An 18,492-nucleotide genomic window follows, 5' to 3' on the forward strand; every position below is an offset into this window, starting at 1 on the left:
ATGAATACCCTTGAAGAAATTCTATTAGTTTGGGAGAAAATTTTGATTTTTCGGTGTTGTACTCTCAAATCATGTTTTAATAAAGAAGGAGGAAAATTATAAATTACGTTTGTTAAGCAAAAAGATTTTCAGGATTCTTGATGTATCCGTTATCCTTTTGGCTTATTCCCAAATGATTACAGCCCAGAGATTAAGACTCTTGGCTAAATGATGATACCAAATGGTAACTGTTCCATAAATATTATTCTATTTTGTAGTTTTAAACAGTAACGAGTAATAAAAATCGATCCCCATTAGCTTGTTAGTGATTTTGACAATCTAATAGTATTACATCAGACTACCATCAAACACTCAATCTCAAGTAATTCAATGAAAATCGGAATAGTATGTTATCCCACTTATGGCGGTAGTGGTGTTGTAGCCACAGAGCTTGGAAAAGCACTTGCCAAAGCAGGGCATGAAGTACATTTTATTACCTACAGTCAACCGTCGCGTTTAGATTTTTTTAATGAAAATATTTATTACCACGAAGTAAGTGTATCAAGCTACCCTTTGTTTCAATACCTGCCGTATGAGTCGGCTTTGGCGAGTAAAATTGTCCATGTGGTATTGACCGAAAAGCTTGATTTGTTGCACGTACACTATGCGATTCCACATGCTTCGGCAACGTATTTGGCAAAGCAAATTCTGAAATCCAAAGGGGTACATATTCCTTTTATTACTACGCTTCATGGTACTGATATTACCTTGGTTGGAAAAGACCCTTCTTTCGAGCCTGTGGTAACTTTTTCAATCAATGAGTCTGATGGAGTGACTGCCGTGTCTGAAAGTCTCAAAAATGATACTTATGATGAGTTTGAAATTATCAGTAATATTCAAGTGATTCCCAATTTTATCGATTTAGAGCGTTTTAAAAAACTCAGAAAAGACCATTTTAAAATTGCGATATGTCCACATGGCGAAAAACTGCTTATGCACACGTCCAATTTTAGAAAAGTAAAACGTATTGAAGACGTCGTGAGAGTTTTTCATTTGGTAAATCAGAAAATACCAAGCAAATTGCTATTAGTGGGAGATGGTCCTGAGCGTACTTCTATCGAAATGCTTTGTCGTGAGTTAGGGGTACAAAACGATGTACGCTTTTTGGGTAAACTCGATGTTATAGAGGAAGTTTTGTCACTAGCAGATATTTTTTTACTATTGTCAGAAAAAGAAAGTTTTGGTTTGGCTGCGCTCGAAGCTATGGCCTGCGAAGTGCCTGTGATTTCGTCAAATGCTGGCGGTATTCCTGAAGTAAATGTTCATGGTGTCACTGGGTTTATCAGTGAAATTGGCGATGTAGAAGATATGGCAAAAAACACCATTTACATTCTCGAAGATGAAGAACGATTACAAACATTCAAGAGAAATGCCCTCGACAGAGCCAAAGAATTTGATATTGCTAATATTTTACCTTTGTACGAACAGTATTACGAACAGATTACTGCAAAGAGCTGGAAATTTCCCGAAAAAATGTTTGTAGACTAAAATCTGTTTATGCTAGTAATTAAAATAGCAAAGACATAAACGTACAATAGGCACAAAGTGTAAGGATGAATTTAGAGTGACCCACTAGTCACTCTAAATTCTATTTTAAAGTAAAAAGATGCTAAAAAAATCAGATTTAGGCTTATAGTTTGAGGTCAAAAATCCGATTTAATATTAACAAGATTCGTTATCCATTAACAACTAGACCGTGAGTGTTGTATAGAAAACTTTCAGCACTTCCATTGATGCCTATGACACCCAATATTCCTGAAACTACCAAAAAGCGTGTGGTAATCATTGGCGCAGGTTTTGGTGGTTTAAAAATTGCCAGAGACCTAGCCGATAGCGAAGACTTTCAGATAGTTCTTATCGACAAAAACAACTATCATCAGTTCCAACCGCTTTTTTACCAAGTAGCCACTGCTGGTATTGAACCCTCAGCCATTTCATTTCCTCTTCGATTGGCTTTTCATCACTACAAAGATGTTCATGTTCGTATTACTGAAGTTACCGAATTGCGTACCGACTCACAAGAGATTATTACGCAGTTGGGGGCGATTCGTTATGACTATCTGATTTTGGCGATAGGGGCAGACACCAATTTTTTTGGACAAAAAAATATCCAAGAAAAGGCACTACCAATGAAATCAGTGGGAGAGGCTTTAGGGTTGAGGAATAGGCTATTAGAAAACTTTGAGAATGCTTTGGTTTCCGATAGTGACGATGTGCGTCAGGGTTTGATGACAGTGGTAGTTGTGGGAGGAGGACCTACGGGTGTGGAAGTATCAGGTACTTTGGCCGAAATGAAACGCCATGTATTACCGAAGGACTACCCTGAATTAGATTTTGATTTAATGAAAGTATATATCGTTGAGTCAGGAGGGGAATTGTTAGGACCAATGTCAAAAAATGCACAAATCAAATCGAAGGAATATTTGGAGCAATTGGGTGTTAATGTTTTCTTAAATACCCGTGTAACTGATTTTGATGGCAAGTATGCGTATTTGAATAATGGCGAAAAAATCCGTACCAATAATTTGGTTTGGGCGGCGGGTATCAAAGCTAATTTTATCGAAGGACTAAACCCAGAAGTATTGGCTCGCGGAGGACGAATTAAGGTAAATAGACACAATCAGGTAGAAGGTTATCAAAACATTTTCGCCATTGGCGATGTTGCCTTTATGACCGAGGAGGCTTTTCCGAATGGTCACCCTCAAGTGGCACAGCCAGCCATTCAACAAGGAAAGCTTTTGTCGCAAAACCTTCCTAAGCTACTCAGAGGAACTCCCATGGAGGAGTTTAGTTATAAAGACCTTGGCTCAATGGCAACGGTAGGACGTAACTTAGCGGTAGTAGATTTACCATTTTGGAGATTTCAAGGTTTTTTTGCTTGGCTAACATGGATGTTTGTACACCTAATGTCGATTGTAGGGGTCAAAAACCGCCTTTTAATTTTTATCAACTGGCTTTGGAATTATGTTACCTATGATCAGTCTTTGCGACTAATCATCAAACAAAAATCGCCCAAAGTAGATGATTGATGAAGAATAAAACAGATTAGAACAGGAGGAAAAAAAGTGAATTGTGACAAAAATCAATAAAAATTAGGAAATAGGAACTTTAAAAGTTTGTATCTTTGTTGTTATAATTCAATAATAAGACCTCATTCCTATTAAAATTATTGTTTTAGTGCAATTTTAATAGAAGGACTACTCATCACGTATATCACGATATGGAAGCGAATCAGAAAAAAATGAGACCCAAAAACAGTGGAACCAAACAATTGTTTGAAAACCCAATTTTAGAGAAACTGTCGAGAACTCACATTGCTGTTCCTGTAACGATGTTCTTTGTATCTGGAGCGGTTTTAGGATGGTATGCCTTTACTTATACAGACCTTTCAAACGCTTTGATAGGTATGCTGTTTGGTGTTGGTGCTATCACATTTACTTTTATCGAATATTGGGTTCATAGAAGTGTTTATCATATTGACCCAACTACTGAGGCTCGTGCCAAATTCCAATATGTAGCTCATGGCGTACACCACGAGTATCCAAAAGATAAAACTCGTTTGGCAATGCCTCCATTGTTGGCCATTGTAGTTGCTGTTACCTTGTTTTCAGTATTTTTTGTATTGATGGGCGAGGCTGCGTATGCTTTCTTCCCTGGATTTATTTGGGGATATGCTAGCTATTTGTTGGTACACTATGCGGTTCATGCGTATGCACCACCAAAAAATTTCTTGAAGCAATTGTGGATTAACCACGCAGTGCACCACTACAAAGATGGTAATGCTGTATTTGGGGTTTCTTCTCCACTTTGGGATTATGTTTTTGGTACAATGGATACTATGGACAAATCAAAAGTTTCAGAAAACTTGTAAGAAATATAGATGAATTGAGTGATTGGTGATTGAGTGCATGAGTGATTGTTTTTTAATATGTATCTCATCAGTAGATACGCAATGATTGCGTCTTAAGCCAATATCTAACATAGTAGCATAAAAAAAGGCGGTCGAAAAACTCATTTCGACCGCCTTTTTTATGATTTGTTCTTGATATTTTTCCTTGTAAACAAACTTTTCTTTATGGTAAAATTAATTAGTTTTAACCATCTACCTAATGAAGTGAGGTCACTTCCGAAATTTCCAATCCGCAATCCAATATCACAATCCTGCATATACTTTAATCCAACCGCCATCAGGGCAATCTTGTAGCATTTGTAAGGTTGTTTTTTGCAAAACAGGATGAACCCAATCGGGGGCAACATCGGCAAGAGGCACTAACACAAATTTACGTTCTTGCATAAATGGATGAGGAATCACCAGTTGAGTATCGTCAAGAACTAAGTCGTTGTGATAAATAATATCAATATCAATACAGCGTTCGCCCCATTTTTCTACACGCACTCTCCCTAGTTCAATTTCTATTTTTTGGATTTTTTCTAAAACCTCATGCGGAAGTAAAGAAGAATTTTCAATTTTTAATATCAAATTCAAAAAACCTGCCTGATTTAAGTTGCCCCAAGGCTCTGTTTCATAAATATTTGAAATAGAAAGATTTGTACTTATGTTTTGTCTAATAAGTTGTATTGCCTGATTCAAATTCTCTTCACGATTGCCCAAATTTGAGCCCAGAGACAGAAAAAGCGTTTGGAGTTTTGGCGCTTGCATTGTATTTTTAATATAAACGATATACGCTGATAAACCTATCAGCAATTAATTTTTGGATGCTTACTCTATTGCCAGAAAGCATTACAAAGTTAGTTTTTGTAGTACTAGTTTAACACTCAAACGTGGAATATTATGAAGAACAGGAACGTAAATAGGGGTAACTTACTTATTTCAGAGCCTTTCTTGGGCGACCCTAATTTTGAGCGAAGCGTAGTGTTAATTTGTGAGCACCATAATTCTTATGGGTCGTTTGGTTTGGTTTTGAACCAAACCTCTAATCTAGTGCTTGCCGATGTCCTTGAGGAAAATGTATATCCCGATGTTCCTTTGTTCATAGGTGGTCCTGTCCAACAAAATACGCTACATTTTGTGCATCGCCGACCAGATTTGATAGATGGAGGACAAGAGTTGCTCAAAGGTGTTGTTTGGGGTGGAAACTTCGAACAAGTCAAACGACTGCTCAACAATGGGGTATTGCATCCTGAAGATATTCGTTGCTTTTTGGGCTATTCGGGTTGGAGTGGCGAGCAACTCAAAAATGAGCTTGAACAAGATTCTTGGATTGTGGCTTCGGCGACTTCAGAAATAGTATTTGATACACCCTCAGATTCCTTTTGGCGAACAGTTCTCAAAGGAATGGGGGGAGATTTTAAGGTAATGGCTAATTATCCCACAGACCCACGATTGAATTAAATTTCTTTGGAAACGTAATACCTTACGTCTTAAATTTTCACAAATATCTTTTTGACATTGTACATAGCAGCCGACAAACATCCTTGTCGGCTGCTATCTTTTTATGTACAAATGTTAAAGTATCTAAAAATGGAATGATTCTGGTAAGAAAATGTTTTATTTAGAGCAATAATTCAGAATAAGTAAAAGAAGTGATTAGGTAATAGTCCTATTACTGGACAAACCAAGTAAGGGGAATTCAGGTGTTTAGACTTGGTTACTCACTTTATTAATATAGTTGTAAACTGTTTAAAAATTAAGTCCAAAACGAAGTCTTGAAATGAGAACTGGCTATACTTCCGAAATCAAAAATCACAAATCCGAAATAGGCTAAAAAGTTCACAATTCCTCATTCACTAATTCATAATTAATCAAGCATGACCGACCCAAACGAACTATCTGTATTTGAAGATGATCCTGATTTACCAGAGCGTACGACCATTTTTACCAAAGCCCAAGACCGCTATATGTTATTGGTTGGCGCTTTGGGTGCGTTGCTATATATGGTGTATTTTTTGAATCAAGCAGAACTATGGTCAGGGCTTGGTATGCTTATCTTATCTTCTTATTTGGGTTGGATTTATATCAAGCATAATAAACCACAACCTAAAATTATTCTTTCGCATGAAGGCATACAATTAGTTGGACAACCTTTTGTTTCGTGGGCATTGGTACATGGGCTACATATCAAGCCAGAGGTGAAAAAAAATATCTATATCGAAAATCTTATCTTTGTCAATAACGGGCGTATCCAAGAAATACCTATTCATAAGCTTGAAATTACCTCTTGGCGGTTAGAACATTTACTAGAAATATATCAAGGTCGTTTCCGTTATGGCTCTGTGACTATTTTGCCCGATGATTCAGACGAATTCGACCTGAAAAATGACTAAATACATACTTATCCCTTCATAATTATCTGAAATAATCCCTCCAATCTTATGAAATTCAACTATTTACTATTGTCCGCTTTACTATTGAGCATGGGCACTTATGCTCAGCAAATTACCGTCAACTTTGAAGAATACGAGCCCAAATCTACCTTGGTAGTACCTGAGCATATTACCACAAAAGCCAAATTTCCTTTTATCGACGTTCATAATCATCAATGGAATTTGCACGAAGAAAAAGAAAACTTAGACAAGCTAATTACCGATATGAATGCCCTCAATATGAAATTGATGGTAAATTTGAGCGGAAGAGGTTGGACGAGCGACGAAGCCAAAAGTACTCAAACTCTAACCAAACAAATCGACCAGATAAAACAGTATTATCCAAGTCGTTTTGCGGTATTTACCAATATTGATTTTGCCAATATTAATACTAAAGGCTGGACAGAAAAAGCAGTAAAAACACTGGAGGAGGATGTAAAGCTGCGTGGTGCTAAAGGTTTGAAAATTTATAAAAACCTTGGTTTTTCGGTAAAAGATGGAGATAAATTGGTTCGTGTCGATGACCCAAGACTAGATCCAATTTGGAAAAAAGCAGGCGAATTGGGTATTCCTGTACTGATTCATACGGCTGACCCAGAGCGTTTTTGGCAACCTGTCGACCGTTTTAATGAGCGTTGGCTCGAACTTAAATTGCACCCAGACAGAAAGCGAAATGCAGGCGAAAAATCAAATGACTTTACATGGGAGCAACTTATTGAGCAACAACATAATGTTTTTAAGAAAAATCCTAAAACTAATTTTATCGCAGCGCATATGGGTTGGTATCCGAATAACTTACCCAAATTGGATAGCTTGATGGACGAAATGCCCAATATGTATGTCGAAATAGGAGCGGTGATTGCTGAGTTGGGTCGTCAGCCACATACGGCTAAAAGATTTTTTGAAAAACGTCAAGACCGAATCCTGTTTGGAAAAGACTCGTGGGTACCTTCTGAGTATGCTACTTATTTTAGAGTATTAGAAACCAACGACGAGTATTTTCCTTATCACAAGAAATATCATGCCTTCTGGAGAATGTATGGCTTAGGTCTTTCGGATGGAATTTTGAAAAAAGTTTATTATAAAAATGCCTTAAAACTTATTCCAGGACTAGATAAAAGTCAATTTCCTGAATAGCGTAACACACTACCTGTTAATGGTATCTATTACAAGATAATTGAAACCTGATTGCGAGACAAAATTGAATTAGTCGTTTGATGTTGTAACAGATATACCGTTAACTGATAACATCTTTAACATTATGCCATGAGATTTTTGCTTGTACTATTATTGAGTTTAATGAGTTGGAGTGTTTTGAGTCAAAATACTCGTTTGGGACGTATCCGAAAAACAGTTGATAGCACAGGAAAATACACGCCCATCAAGTATTTAGCAATAGAATACGCCAAAGGCTATGCACGAAAACTACGTTTTTTTGAAGAAAGTGACATATCCTTTCAATTACAGGGAAATAATACTCGTTTGACAGGGCGTGTCGAACAGATTATGGATAGCACTTTTTTCTTTACCGATGAAGAAAGTCATATCACATCTGAAATAGCCTTGAAGAATATCTCGATGATTTTTTCACCCTATCGTCATATTCCTTTCGTTTCGAAAGGAGCGGGGACTATTGCGGCTGGAGGAGTAATGTTTTCGTTGATTGATGTTCTTAACCAAGTACAGCGCAATCAACCCGTTAAACTTAGTCCAGGGTTATTGGCCTTTAGCGGAGTATGTATTGGAATTGGCCTTATTGCCAAGCCACTTTCTTATCCCAAATACAAAATCAGCTCTAAACGGCGCTTGGTGGTGCGATTCATGTAACAAATTAGGAAAGATTAGGTTCATGGATTAATTTTGTTACTCTTCTGAGAAGAATCCAAACATTGGCGTGTGTTAATGACTTGGAAGATTCAAATTAACCAAATACACGATGCCAAGGCTCGACTTTGACATCCACAATCCGACATTGACCTTGAAAAAGTTATTATTACACAAAGTACAACAGTCTTTCCAAACGGAAATTCCTTTACCATCTTCAAAATCAGAATCTAACCGTGCCTTGATTATCAACGCACTTGCCAAAGGGCATGATAATTTGTCAAACTTGGCTGAGGCTCGTGATACGCAAACCATGATGCGTTTGTTGGCGTCTAATGACCCTATTGCTGACGTTATTGATGCTGGTACAACTATGCGTTTTTTGACAGCCTATTATGCGGTAACTGGTCAAACTAAAACCATGACAGGCACACCTCGTATGTGCGAGCGCCCTATCGGTATTTTGGTAGATGCCTTGCGCGAGTTAGGTGCTCAAATCGATTATGTAAAAGCTGAGGGCTATCCTCCATTACAATTAAAAGGTTTTGATTTTAAAGGAAACAATCGTTTGGCGATTCGTGGCGATGTGAGTTCTCAATATATTTCGGCATTGTTGATGGTGGCTCCTTTGTTGCCAGAAGGCTTAACGTTGGAAATCACAGGTGAGTTGGGTTCAAAGCCGTACATCGAAATGACCTTGAAACAAATGGAAGCATTTGGTGTGCAAGTTCAAGCTGATTGGGACGCAAAAACCATCACAGTAGCGCCACAAGCCTATAATCCTATTGAGTATGCCGTTGAATCTGACTGGTCTGGTGCGAGTTATTGGTTCTCAGTTGTGGCTTTGTCAGATAAGGCTGATGCTTCTTTGGAATTGCTAGGATTGAAAGAAAATTCTTTGCAAGGCGACTCAGTAGTTACTGACATTATGAGTCATTTGGGCGTGAAATCAGAATACACAGGTCGTGGGTTTAAATTGACAAAAATTGAGCCTGCCACTTCATTAGAATGGGATTTTACGAACTGTCCAGATTTAGCACAAACGATCTGTGTGGTGGCTGCTGCTAAAAATATCCCATTGACCTTGACAGGAATTGAGTCTTTGAAAGTAAAAGAAACAGACCGTATCATGGCGCTTCAAAATGAGTTAATTAAGTTTGGAGCTACCTTGAAAGAAGTCGAAACCAATCATAAGTACCAATTGACTCCTGCTGCGGCTGAGCGTCAAGCGGTGCCTGTATCAGTACATACTTACGACGACCACCGCATGGCAATGGCTTTTGCTCCATTGGCATTGGTAGAAGATGTAGTAATCGAAGAACCAGACGTGGTAGTAAAATCATATCCAAGTTTCTGGAATCACTTATCTAAAATCGTAACGATTGAATAATGGTGAATGATTTTTCAATTAAAAAGAGTCCGTGGAACCTTAGTTCTACGGACTCTTTTTTTGTATTGAGAAGATGTAAAAAGTGATTCAGAATTATGAATGGAAGTTTGCTATTTGTATAATATTTTTCAAAAAACACTTAGAAAATAAACAGCTTCAATGTCTAAAAATAGAAACTGCTTTTTAACAAATAAAGAAAAAATGCCTTTCAACAGAGTATGAAAACTGTAGATTCACCATTCACCAATTCACAATTCAACATTAATAGACGAAAGGCATTGCGCCTCTACAGTTTATTCTAACTCTTCTCATAACCACTCTGACTTTCAAATAGATATAAGGAAGTTAATGTTTTTGTTCAAAATATTTCTTGGGTCAAAGGAGAATCAAATAGTTGTTTTTTGTGTATATTTAAAGTTGAAGTGTCTGATAATCAATAGGTTAAATGCTGTTTTGTTGACTTAGTTTTTGAAAAAATCAAACAAAATCGATGCTTTTTTAAACTTATGCTATTTATTGATTATCAAAATATTGATAGACTTTAAACAAAACTTGTATGTTTGATTTGTCCTCAGACAGTAGTTCGGATGCTTTTATGAACATCCGATTGATTCATCCGCTACTAATTGGCAATGAATTTATGTCACCACCTATTGCCTTGTCCGAAGAGGCACAAAATGATTATGATATTATTTGTCGCTATGCTATCAAACAAGGCTGGATACGTTGGGCAGATTTTCGTTTACACCTCAAAAATCCTTCACATGCTGTAGTGGTTACCGACCCTCAACAAACGATTTTGTTAGCAAGCACTGGCTTCGAACGTATGACTGGTTATACACCCAAATTTGCCAGAGGTAAAAAGCCCAAGTTTTTACAAGGAAAAGATACCGAAGTGGAAGTTCGTGCTATGATTAGAGAACATATCCAGAAACGTATTCCTGTAGAAGGTGTTTTGACGAATTATCGCCCTGATGGGGAACCTTATTTGTGCAAAGTGCAGATTATTCCAATGTTTAATAAATCGTATGAGCTAGTCAATTTTATTGCCTTAGAAAACGAAGTATTTCCCTAGATTCAGCCATAACCAATAAAGCCCAATAGAACATTTTACCGAATTTTGTAGTTTTGGTTAAAGTATCATTAACCAAGCTTATGGCGTATGCACATAGGTAAAGACTAAAAATCAGCATTAAAATCATTTTCCAATGAAAAAAAGCATTATTCTTTCCGCTTTGTTTGGGCTATTGGTAAACACTTCTTTGTTGGCCAACACAGCTCCTAAGAAATCTCCTAAAGCACAGAAATCTATTAAGTTAAAAGCTGATGTTGATAACGGTGGTTTGACACTTCCAAAAGGTATCGGAGCTTTGGTGGTTGCCGATGGCTTGGGGAAAGCTCGCCATTTGGCAGTAGCTCCTAATGGTGATGTATATGTTCGTTTGAACAAATTGGTAAACGGCAAAGGTACTGTTGTCCTAAAAGATACCGATGGCGACGGAAAAGCAGACCAAAATACATCTTTTGGTAATTTTTTGGGTACAGGTATTGTCATTGGTAATGGCTATTTATATGCTTCGTCTGATACCTCTGTTGTTCGCTATCCAATGAAAGACGGAAAGGTCGACGAGGCTGCTGGGGAGACAATTGTAACTGGATTGGAGCATTACAGCGAACACGGTTCGAAGTCTATCGAGTTGGATGACAAAGGACATTTGTATGTGACTTTTGGTGCGCCATCAAACGCTTGTCAGGAGAAAAACCGCCAAAAAGGTTCTAAAGGAATGGATCCTTGTCCTATTTTGGAATGGCATGGTGGTATTTGGCAATTTGATGCCAACAAGAAAAACCAAAAACAAGCTGATGGCGTGCGTTATGCAACGGGTTTACGCAACGTGGTAGGTTTGGATTGGAACAAACAACAGGGTGAATTGTATGCGATGCAACACGGTCGTGACCAGTTGAATACCATGTTCTCGACTTTGTACAATGCTGAACAAAATGCAGAATTACCTTCTGAAGAGTTTTGTTTAGTGAAAAAAGGCTCTGATTTCGGTTGGCCATATTGTTACCATGATCGTTTCCAAAACAAAAAAATGTTAGCGCCAGAATATGGTGGTGATGGTAAAATTCAAGAACGTTGCGAAGGCAAAGACCAGCCTATTATGGCTTTTCCTGCTCACTGGGCACCAAATGCCTTGTTGTTTTATACAGGAAATCTATTGCCAGCTAAATATAAAAATGGTGCATTTATTTGTTTTCATGGCTCATGGAACCGCGCTCCATTAAAACAAGGAGGCTATTTTGTGGCCTTTGTTCCTTTTGGTAAAAATGGAAAACCTTCTGGCGAGTATGAAGTGTTTGCGGAGGGTTTTGCAGGTGGTAGCGAAATCAAAAATCCTAACGAAGCTAAAGCTCGTCCAATGGGCTTGGCACAAGGTCCTGATGGTTCATTGTATATCAGTGATTCGGTGAAAGGAAAAGTTTGGAGAGTTATCAAAAACTAAACATCATCTCATGTTCAAATATATTGTTACTGGTCTGTTGTTGGTAGGAATGTTAGGTTCGGCAGTTTCAGCAAGATACGGTCAAAAAAATACAATACATAAAGCCATACAGGCAGACTCAGGTCAGCTAGTATATGAAAACTATTGTCTGGCTTGTCACCAAGAAGATGGGAGTGGAGTACCCAATCTGAATCCTCCACTGATTCAAAATGAATGGGTTTTGGGCGATTCAGTACGACTGATTAAAGTTGTTTTAAATGGCTTGAAAGGCGTAGAGGTAGCAGGAGAAAGTTATTCAAATGAAATGCCTTCTCATGATTTTTTAAGTGATAAAGACATTGCTAATGTGCTTACGTACATTCGTAAAAGTTTTGGTAATAAAGCAAACGCTATTACTCCTGCCATGGTAAAAATGCAAAGAGCTAAGAAATAATATTTTCAGTAAAATACTTGATTTTCAGTAAAATAGCTTTTCTGTTAAGGCTTTAATTCTTTAGTTATAAACTTTTTTAGAGTTTAGACACTTTTGAATTAAAGCCTTTTTTTGCAACTAAATATTGAAATTTTATAATTTTATGTAAGAATATTATTAAAATAGTGCTAAATTTGAAATAATATTTGCTATCCCGCCATTTGTAGCAAATGCCTATCTTTATTGAACCCAAACTTTATTTTCTAAACAACCTCTATGAAGCAGTTTTTCCCAGCCTTAGCTATGATGGGTATCCTTGTCATGGGATTATCTTTTTGTGCCCAGTCTCAAGTAAAAGCACGTCCAAGCCGTGATGTAATGTTTGATGTGAAAGTCAATGACGAAAGTCGAGCCGTTCTTAGTTGGGTTAGCACTGAAGGACATCGCCCAGCAAGATTCATTGTACAACGGAGTAAAGACAACGATACTTTTTTTGACATTCGTGAAATTGCAGTAAAAGAAAATATGGCAGACGAAAGACTACAATTTACCTTTACTGATTCCAAAACTCTTCGTTATTCTGAGTATTACCGTATTGTCGAATATGAGCAAGATGGACAGTTTAATGTATATACTTCTATTGCAGCCAAAATCACTTCGCCAATCATTGTGGCTAGACAAAATGACCGCAATGTAATTACAGTCACAGTAGAGAGTAATACCAACGTTACTGCATTGATTGGTACTGAGTCTGGATTAGGTATTCCTTGCGAGCAAGAACCAACCTCTGATGCCAACAGTGTTGTGTTGAAATCGTTATATCCCTTAAATTCTGGAAGTTATATCGTAAAACTTCGTTCTCCTGGTGGTGAAAGACAGTTTAAATTTACCGTAAAAAATGATGAACGTATGATTTCGGATTAGGTTTTTGGAGGGTATAGGGGTGAGGGTATAGGATTTAGTTTTTTTCGAAAAAAGTGGGAGAAAATAGGTTAAATGTGAGTAGATAGGATATGGGAGCGTTTTTCCCTAAACCCTAAACCCTAAACCCTAAACCCTAAACCCTAAACCCTAAACCCTAAACCCTAAACCCTAAACCCTAAACCCTAAACCCTAAACCCTAAACCCTAAACCCTAAACCCTAAACCCTATTTCAGTAACTCATCTAGACTCGCATTTTTATTATTCATAAAAATGTCGTTATGATAGAAATCGAGCTTTTTCATGAGATATGAAAGCGTCGTGATTTCTGATGGAGCCAAGTCTCCTACTACGATTCGTGAGACTTTACTCATTTCTGGAAGCACTTTCATTACCTCCATTTTACCCTTGTCTGTTATACTTACCCTCACACTTCTTTTGTCTGTCAAATCAGAGAATTCATGAATCAACCCTTGTCCAACTAAGCGCTTGATTACTTCCACTCCAGAAGTTTTTTCCATTACCTGTTTCGAAATCAATTCGGTTTTGGTCAGGCTTTCAAAAGTGATAAGTGTAATCAAAAAGGCAAATTCGTCAGCAGTTTGAATGATGCTGTCTTGTAAGGCTTTCTTGATATATCCTTTGGCATAACGAAACAACAATGTTACCAAGATCGCCACATCGCTGTTACTCTCTTGTCGTACAGTATCTAAATGTTGCGCTTGATCGCCGCCCACTTTACGCATCTCAATATCTTTACTTGGACGTTGTGTGTTGAGATACCCCAAGAAATCATCCATGGTATAATCATTTCCACCTTTATATTCTGAGTGAAATTTATCGAGATGTTCTATTACTTCAATTAAAACTTGCTTATTCATGGGCCTCAAAACCGTTATGAAGTGATACGTAATAATGCAAACTGGCATTATTGAGCTTTAGGCAATAAGCTGTAAGCATTAAGCAATGAGCTAGTAATTTCGTATGAAATATTTTGATTCTTTTTGCTTATAGCATAAAGCCTAGAGCTTAAAACGGATAATTTTTTTCTCAAAGGTACGTAATTATTACTTATTCAACAGGGCAGTGCCTTTGCCCAAAAGCTGTCCAGATTCATTGTAGCAATAAGCCTCAAGAAATTTCTGGTGGGTGTTTGGGGTAGATAACCAATCTATTTCAATAATAAAATCATGGATAGACTGCTTATTTATAATCAAATTAATACAGTTAAAATTAGTGAGCTGGAAATGGTCGCCATATTCTACAAATCGTTTGTAAAGCTCAAGAGATTGAAGAAGTAATGTATCAATCGAAAAGCTTTTATCTTCTTTTGTAAAAATATTCTTTTTTGAAAATGATAAACTAAAATTATCGGCATCCAAATTCCAAGTTTTTAACTCGAAACCAAAAGACTCAATCGATGAATGAGTTATTTGAATGCTGTGCTTGATGGTATCAGGTTTGAGAGTCATGGGATTTATTTTTTGAATTTTTCGAGTAGGTTGCCACTAATATATAGCCTATCCATAAAGGTCTTATTGAGCTGCTCTTTGAGTTGTAACTCTTGCACAAGCGCTTTTTGTAAAGCGCTTTCTTGCGTATTTAACTCTGAGGCTTCAAGCTGTCCTGTTTGAAGTCGAGCTTGATAAACTTCTAAGTTTTCTTTTAAAAGGGCGATGTTTTTTTCGGCAAAAGCAATCTCTTTCTGTAGTCTTTCGATGGTATTAGTATTTTGTAAAATATCCTTATTTTTTTGAGACTTAAATTCTTCTTTCTGGTTTTCGACTACTGTGAGTTGTTTTTGGAGTTGTTTGCTCAAATTAATGGATTTGTCAGGTGCCAAAATGGGCAGTTTTACTGCTAATCCTACATAGCTATTGCCAAACCATGAATTAGCCAAAAAGGGATTGATACTTTGTGTGTATTGGTTGGCGCCAATAAATCCTTGTACTCCCAACGTTGGTTGATATTGGGTTTGTTCAGTTTTAATCTGCTGATTGAGCAGTTGTTCTTTTGTTAAGAATTTCTGAAAATCAATACTTGATTCAAATGTGGTATTGTTTGGCGTATTGTTCAAAACATCGTTGATAGGGGTATATGAATCTGCTAGCAGCTTTTCGAGACTGATATTGGTAAGATAGTTCAAGTAAATTTTCTCATTAATCAAGTTTGAAAAAGCCTTCTGAAATGCCGAAAGGTTATTGTTATGATTGATTTTGGCTGTATTCAACTCGGTTTTCAATACTTTTCCTTCTTTAAACTTTGCCTCTAACATAGACATAGAGATATAACTACGAACAGAATCAGAGGCGGATTCTTGACTTTGAAGCTGATAAAGAAGTATTTGGCTGTAGGATTTGATTATTTCAAAGACAAAATCTTCTTCTGCTTTTTTAAGATCCCAATTTGCCAGAGACTCATTGATTTTACTTTCCTTAATCTTACTTTTTAGTGACAAATCAATCAAGGGCTGATACACAGTAACGCCTGCATTTTGTTGCCATTTAGTTCCAAAACGAATAGCCTGTGTTTCGGTAGTAGGCGTACCGCTAAATAACCCCGTTGGAACTACCTGCGTGGCGATAATCGGGTTGTAGCGGTATTCATACGCTAAGGTAATTTGAGGCAAAAATTTAGATTGGGCATCCAAACTTTTTAGCGCAGCCACAGCAAGATCTGCTTGGGCTGTTTTGATATTAGGTTTATGTTTTAAACCATTTTCGATACATTCATTGAGTGTAATTTGAGCATACATTGAATGTACCAAAAACAGATGAATGATAACCAATATTGATTTCATGATATATCGTGATGTTGATAATGTCGAATGATAAGTTATGAATGTATTGAATCATAACTTGCTTAATACCTTTAATTCGATAATTTGTTAATTAAGTGGTTGATAATTAGTGGATTGGTTTGTAAATTTTTAATTTGTGACTCCCCATTCACCATTTACAACTCAACATTCAAAACTCACAGTTATCCTCTAAATACCGAGGCTGGCTCGACTCCATTGATTTTTTTGATGGCAAACAAAGAACCACCCATTGAGATAAATAGGGTAATGATAAACAAGCTCAGTATCTCCAATGTCGAATAGTTAATCGCTAACCCAGCATTTTCTACGCCTTTTTTGAAACCAAGTAAAAGCGTAAAGGCTATTACAAAACCGATGATGGCAAAAAAGAAGGATTGTAGTAAAATCAAGTTTCGGACATAGCTGTTGGTAGCACCAATAGCTTTGAGAGTACCATAATCCTTGATACGGTCGAGTGCCGCCGAATACAGTGTGAGACCAATAATAAAGAAACCACTGATGATAGCAAACACAACTAACGACCCAATACTTGTACCAATATTGGATGAGATGGTGATAAAGCTAATCGTGGAAGCCTGAAGCTCGTTGGCATCCCAAGCACGAATACCATAAAATTGGGTATTAATACTTTTGATGACAGACGCTACATCGTAGCCTGGTTTTACTTGAATAGCGACGACGCTGACCTTATTGTCTGCAAATCCACCATAGTAGCGTGCTTTGCTTAGTGTAGTATAAAAGAACGCTCCTGCAAAGCCTCTGGCATTTTTAGTTTGTAGCTGAACTTGGGCTTCTTTTCCATTAATTTCAACTCTAGTACCTACTTCTAGTTCTGCATCAAAGGTTTTTTGGTCAAAGAATTCTGCCGACACAGCTTGGTCTTGAGCAAGGTCATTAATTTTTCCTTTAAAAACCTTTTCAGGGTTTGGACCTGCCACAAAAACAGGTGCTTCACTTCCAATTAATAGAACAGAGGCTGTTTTTCCGTTTTTGAATTTTACCAAACCATTTGATACTACTACTGGGTAAGTATTGGCGACTCCATCAACACTTCTCATTTCTCGAACGTACCGTTCGTCTAGCTTGCCAAGTTCGTTGGCATTGCGGGTAATATTGTCGATGACCCAAATTTGGGCAATATCCTTACGAGAGTTCTCTACGAGTCCTCCCATTAGCCCTGTCAAGAAGCCAAGGATACCAATTTGTTGACCAATCAGGAAAATACTAATCACAATACCCACGATTACGCCAATACTTTTGGCGGTGTCGTATTTAATAAATTTAAAGGCCGTTTGTATCATAGCTTGATGTTACATTCAATTTTGGCATTGATTACGAGATTCTTATCGTCAACTACGGAAATGCGTATTTCACGAACTCTTCGATCTTCTTGGTCATCTGCTTTTTCAGAAAAGAGCGATTTCTTTTTCAAGTAAGGAGCCATCGACGAAATTTGCCCTTTTGCAATAACATTGCTACTACCAATATTGACGATTTCGACAGCGTCCCCAATTTTGATACTGCTACTAAACATTTCATCTACCTCGGCTCTGATGATAAGCTTTCCTTTAGGAGCTACCTCTGCATAACTGGCAAATTGACTAACAGATTCGCCTTGATTGACCGTTCTGTCAAGGATTATACCCGAAAAAGGAGCTCTGAATATCTTTTTGTTAGCCTCACGATAAAGGGTTTGTAATTGTGTTTGAAGTTCATTCAACTCACTATTTGCCAATTGTACTTGTGTTTTGGCAGCACTGAGATTGGCTTCCAAAACCTCTAGGTCTGTTGTTAAATTATCGTAGACTTGTTGGGTTTCGGCACCCTTAGCAATCAGTTGTTTTGCTCTTTCCAAAAGTAGTTTTTTGTTTTTTAGATTGGCCGTAACCTCTGCTACTTTCGATTGTGAAATGTCTATTTGAGTACGTTGAGTCGCTATTTTGACTCTCAATTCATTGATTTTATCTTGTTCAGTATCGTCATCGAGTTGTAAAATAACTTCATTGAGTTGTACCTTGTCACCATCATCTTTCATGACTTTTTTAACAATGCCTCCTACAGGTGCCGATAGCTTAATGATACCTTCTTGTGGTTCTACTCTTCCGATGGCTACTACCAATTTTGTAGGAGCTTTAGGATTGGATTGTTTTTGATTAGATGATTCTTTTGACTGGTCTTTATTACAGCTCATCAGTAGAGCTACTGATAGGCACAATAGTATGTAATGCTTCATTTGGAAAGTTATTTTGAATGA

Annotated in this window: 18 protein-coding genes; 12 read left to right on the forward strand and 6 right to left on the reverse strand. The window is 37.3% G+C overall.

Going from position 1 to position 18,492, the window contains the following annotated elements:
• The first annotated feature begins 369 nt into the window (after window positions 1–369).
• The 3 genes from bshA to QM491_RS01655 all read left to right on the forward strand — a co-directional run bounded on the left by bshA (window position 370) and on the right by QM491_RS01655 (window position 3,910).
• Window positions 370–1,527: an N-acetyl-alpha-D-glucosaminyl L-malate synthase BshA gene (bshA, locus tag QM491_RS01645; RefSeq protein WP_283325519.1), complete on the forward strand. Its 1,158-nt coding sequence runs from the start codon at window positions 370–372 to the stop codon at window positions 1,525–1,527.
• A gap of 251 nt (window positions 1,528–1,778) precedes the next feature.
• Complete coding sequence (locus QM491_RS01650) at window positions 1,779–3,068, forward strand: NAD(P)/FAD-dependent oxidoreductase (protein WP_283325698.1); 1,290 nt, start codon at window positions 1,779–1,781, stop codon at window positions 3,066–3,068.
• A 212-nt stretch (window positions 3,069–3,280) separates the two neighbouring features.
• Window positions 3,281–3,910: a sterol desaturase family protein gene (locus tag QM491_RS01655; protein WP_283325520.1), complete on the forward strand. Its 630-nt coding sequence runs from the start codon at window positions 3,281–3,283 to the stop codon at window positions 3,908–3,910.
• Window positions 3,911–4,192: 282 nt separating this feature from the next.
• On the opposite strand, the gene folK is transcribed toward QM491_RS01655, so the two are convergent.
• Window positions 4,193–4,699 (reverse strand): 2-amino-4-hydroxy-6-hydroxymethyldihydropteridine diphosphokinase, encoded by a 507-nt coding sequence (folK, locus tag QM491_RS01660; RefSeq protein WP_283325521.1) that lies wholly within the window; start codon window positions 4,697–4,699, stop codon window positions 4,193–4,195.
• 132 nt (window positions 4,700–4,831) lie between these two features.
• Between folK and QM491_RS01665 the strand changes: the two genes are divergently transcribed.
• The 9 genes from QM491_RS01665 (at window position 4,832) to QM491_RS01705 (ending at window position 13,420) form a co-directional block, all read left to right on the forward strand.
• Window positions 4,832–5,392 (forward strand): YqgE/AlgH family protein, encoded by a 561-nt coding sequence (locus QM491_RS01665; RefSeq protein ID WP_166551635.1) that lies wholly within the window; start codon window positions 4,832–4,834, stop codon window positions 5,390–5,392.
• A gap of 416 nt (window positions 5,393–5,808) precedes the next feature.
• Entirely contained in the window at window positions 5,809–6,324 is a 516-nt protein-coding gene (locus QM491_RS01670) for a hypothetical protein (RefSeq protein ID WP_283325522.1), read from the forward strand.
• 48 nt (window positions 6,325–6,372) lie between these two features.
• Complete coding sequence (locus QM491_RS01675) at window positions 6,373–7,500, forward strand: amidohydrolase family protein (RefSeq protein ID WP_283325523.1); 1,128 nt, start codon at window positions 6,373–6,375, stop codon at window positions 7,498–7,500.
• 129 nt (window positions 7,501–7,629) lie between these two features.
• A complete protein-coding gene (locus tag QM491_RS01680; RefSeq protein ID WP_283325524.1) occupies window positions 7,630–8,190 on the forward strand; it encodes a hypothetical protein in 561 nt (186 codons plus the stop codon).
• Between the two features lie 151 nt (window positions 8,191–8,341).
• Window positions 8,342–9,577 (forward strand): 3-phosphoshikimate 1-carboxyvinyltransferase, encoded by a 1,236-nt coding sequence (locus QM491_RS01685; protein ID WP_283325699.1) that lies wholly within the window; start codon window positions 8,342–8,344, stop codon window positions 9,575–9,577.
• Window positions 9,578–10,133: 556 nt separating this feature from the next.
• Window positions 10,134–10,652: a PAS domain-containing protein gene (locus tag QM491_RS01690; RefSeq protein ID WP_283325525.1), complete on the forward strand. Its 519-nt coding sequence runs from the start codon at window positions 10,134–10,136 to the stop codon at window positions 10,650–10,652.
• Between the two features lie 133 nt (window positions 10,653–10,785).
• Window positions 10,786–12,084 carry a PQQ-dependent sugar dehydrogenase gene (locus QM491_RS01695; RefSeq protein ID WP_283325526.1) on the forward strand — a complete coding sequence of 433 codons (1,299 nt, stop codon included), beginning with the start codon at window positions 10,786–10,788 and terminating at the stop codon, window positions 12,082–12,084.
• 10 nt (window positions 12,085–12,094) lie between these two features.
• Window positions 12,095–12,517 (forward strand): c-type cytochrome, encoded by a 423-nt coding sequence (locus QM491_RS01700; protein ID WP_166551629.1) that lies wholly within the window; start codon window positions 12,095–12,097, stop codon window positions 12,515–12,517.
• Between the two features lie 255 nt (window positions 12,518–12,772).
• Window positions 12,773–13,420 carry a hypothetical protein gene (locus tag QM491_RS01705; RefSeq protein ID WP_283325527.1) on the forward strand — a complete coding sequence of 216 codons (648 nt, stop codon included), beginning with the start codon at window positions 12,773–12,775 and terminating at the stop codon, window positions 13,418–13,420.
• Between the two features lie 224 nt (window positions 13,421–13,644).
• On the opposite strand, the gene QM491_RS01710 is transcribed toward QM491_RS01705, so the two are convergent.
• From QM491_RS01710 to QM491_RS01730, 5 genes are all read right to left on the reverse strand, one after another.
• Window positions 13,645–14,298, reverse strand: coding sequence for a MarR family winged helix-turn-helix transcriptional regulator (locus QM491_RS01710; protein WP_283325528.1), 654 nt, complete (start codon window positions 14,296–14,298; stop codon window positions 13,645–13,647).
• Window positions 14,299–14,484: 186 nt separating this feature from the next.
• Entirely contained in the window at window positions 14,485–14,889 is a 405-nt protein-coding gene (locus tag QM491_RS01715; RefSeq protein ID WP_283325529.1) for a hypothetical protein, read from the reverse strand.
• A 5-nt stretch (window positions 14,890–14,894) separates the two neighbouring features.
• Entirely contained in the window at window positions 14,895–16,217 is a 1,323-nt protein-coding gene (locus QM491_RS01720) for a TolC family protein (RefSeq protein ID WP_283325530.1), read from the reverse strand.
• Window positions 16,218–16,399: 182 nt separating this feature from the next.
• Window positions 16,400–17,539 carry an ABC transporter permease gene (locus tag QM491_RS01725; RefSeq protein WP_283325531.1) on the reverse strand — a complete coding sequence of 380 codons (1,140 nt, stop codon included), beginning with the start codon at window positions 17,537–17,539 and terminating at the stop codon, window positions 16,400–16,402.
• Window positions 17,536–18,471, reverse strand: coding sequence for an HlyD family secretion protein (locus QM491_RS01730; protein ID WP_283325532.1), 936 nt, complete (start codon window positions 18,469–18,471; stop codon window positions 17,536–17,538). Before QM491_RS01730 ends, QM491_RS01725 begins: the two co-directional genes overlap by 4 nt.
• Window positions 18,472–18,492: the final 21 nt, after the last annotated feature.

The sequence above is a fragment of the Flectobacillus longus genome (assembly GCF_030056705.1).
GTDB lineage: Bacteria > Bacteroidota > Bacteroidia > Cytophagales > Spirosomataceae > Flectobacillus > Flectobacillus longus.

Bases quoted from the DNA above. Each gene is read 5' to 3' on its own strand.
- bshA (WP_283325519.1), top strand. From the start codon at position 370: ATGAAAATCGGAATAGTATGTTATCCCACTTATGGCGGTAGTGGTGTT.
- QM491_RS01650 (WP_283325698.1), top strand. From the start codon at position 1,779: ATGACACCCAATATTCCTGAAACTACCAAAAAGCGTGTGGTAATCATT.
- QM491_RS01655 (WP_283325520.1), top strand. From the start codon at position 3,281: ATGAGACCCAAAAACAGTGGAACCAAACAATTGTTTGAAAACCCAATT.
- folK (WP_283325521.1), bottom strand. From the start codon at position 4,699: ATGCAAGCGCCAAAACTCCAAACGCTTTTTCTGTCTCTGGGCTCAAAT.
- QM491_RS01665 (WP_166551635.1), top strand. From the start codon at position 4,832: ATGAAGAACAGGAACGTAAATAGGGGTAACTTACTTATTTCAGAGCCT.
- QM491_RS01670 (WP_283325522.1), top strand. From the start codon at position 5,809: ATGACCGACCCAAACGAACTATCTGTATTTGAAGATGATCCTGATTTA.
- QM491_RS01675 (WP_283325523.1), top strand. From the start codon at position 6,373: ATGAAATTCAACTATTTACTATTGTCCGCTTTACTATTGAGCATGGGC.
- QM491_RS01680 (WP_283325524.1), top strand. From the start codon at position 7,630: ATGAGATTTTTGCTTGTACTATTATTGAGTTTAATGAGTTGGAGTGTT.
- QM491_RS01690 (WP_283325525.1), top strand. From the start codon at position 10,134: ATGTTTGATTTGTCCTCAGACAGTAGTTCGGATGCTTTTATGAACATC.
- QM491_RS01695 (WP_283325526.1), top strand. From the start codon at position 10,786: ATGAAAAAAAGCATTATTCTTTCCGCTTTGTTTGGGCTATTGGTAAAC.
- QM491_RS01700 (WP_166551629.1), top strand. From the start codon at position 12,095: ATGTTCAAATATATTGTTACTGGTCTGTTGTTGGTAGGAATGTTAGGT.
- QM491_RS01705 (WP_283325527.1), top strand. From the start codon at position 12,773: ATGAAGCAGTTTTTCCCAGCCTTAGCTATGATGGGTATCCTTGTCATG.
- QM491_RS01710 (WP_283325528.1), bottom strand. From the start codon at position 14,298: ATGAATAAGCAAGTTTTAATTGAAGTAATAGAACATCTCGATAAATTT.
- QM491_RS01715 (WP_283325529.1), bottom strand. From the start codon at position 14,889: ATGACTCTCAAACCTGATACCATCAAGCACAGCATTCAAATAACTCAT.
- QM491_RS01720 (WP_283325530.1), bottom strand. From the start codon at position 16,217: ATGAAATCAATATTGGTTATCATTCATCTGTTTTTGGTACATTCAATG.
- QM491_RS01725 (WP_283325531.1), bottom strand. From the start codon at position 17,539: ATGATACAAACGGCCTTTAAATTTATTAAATACGACACCGCCAAAAGT.
- QM491_RS01730 (WP_283325532.1), bottom strand. From the start codon at position 18,471: ATGAAGCATTACATACTATTGTGCCTATCAGTAGCTCTACTGATGAGC.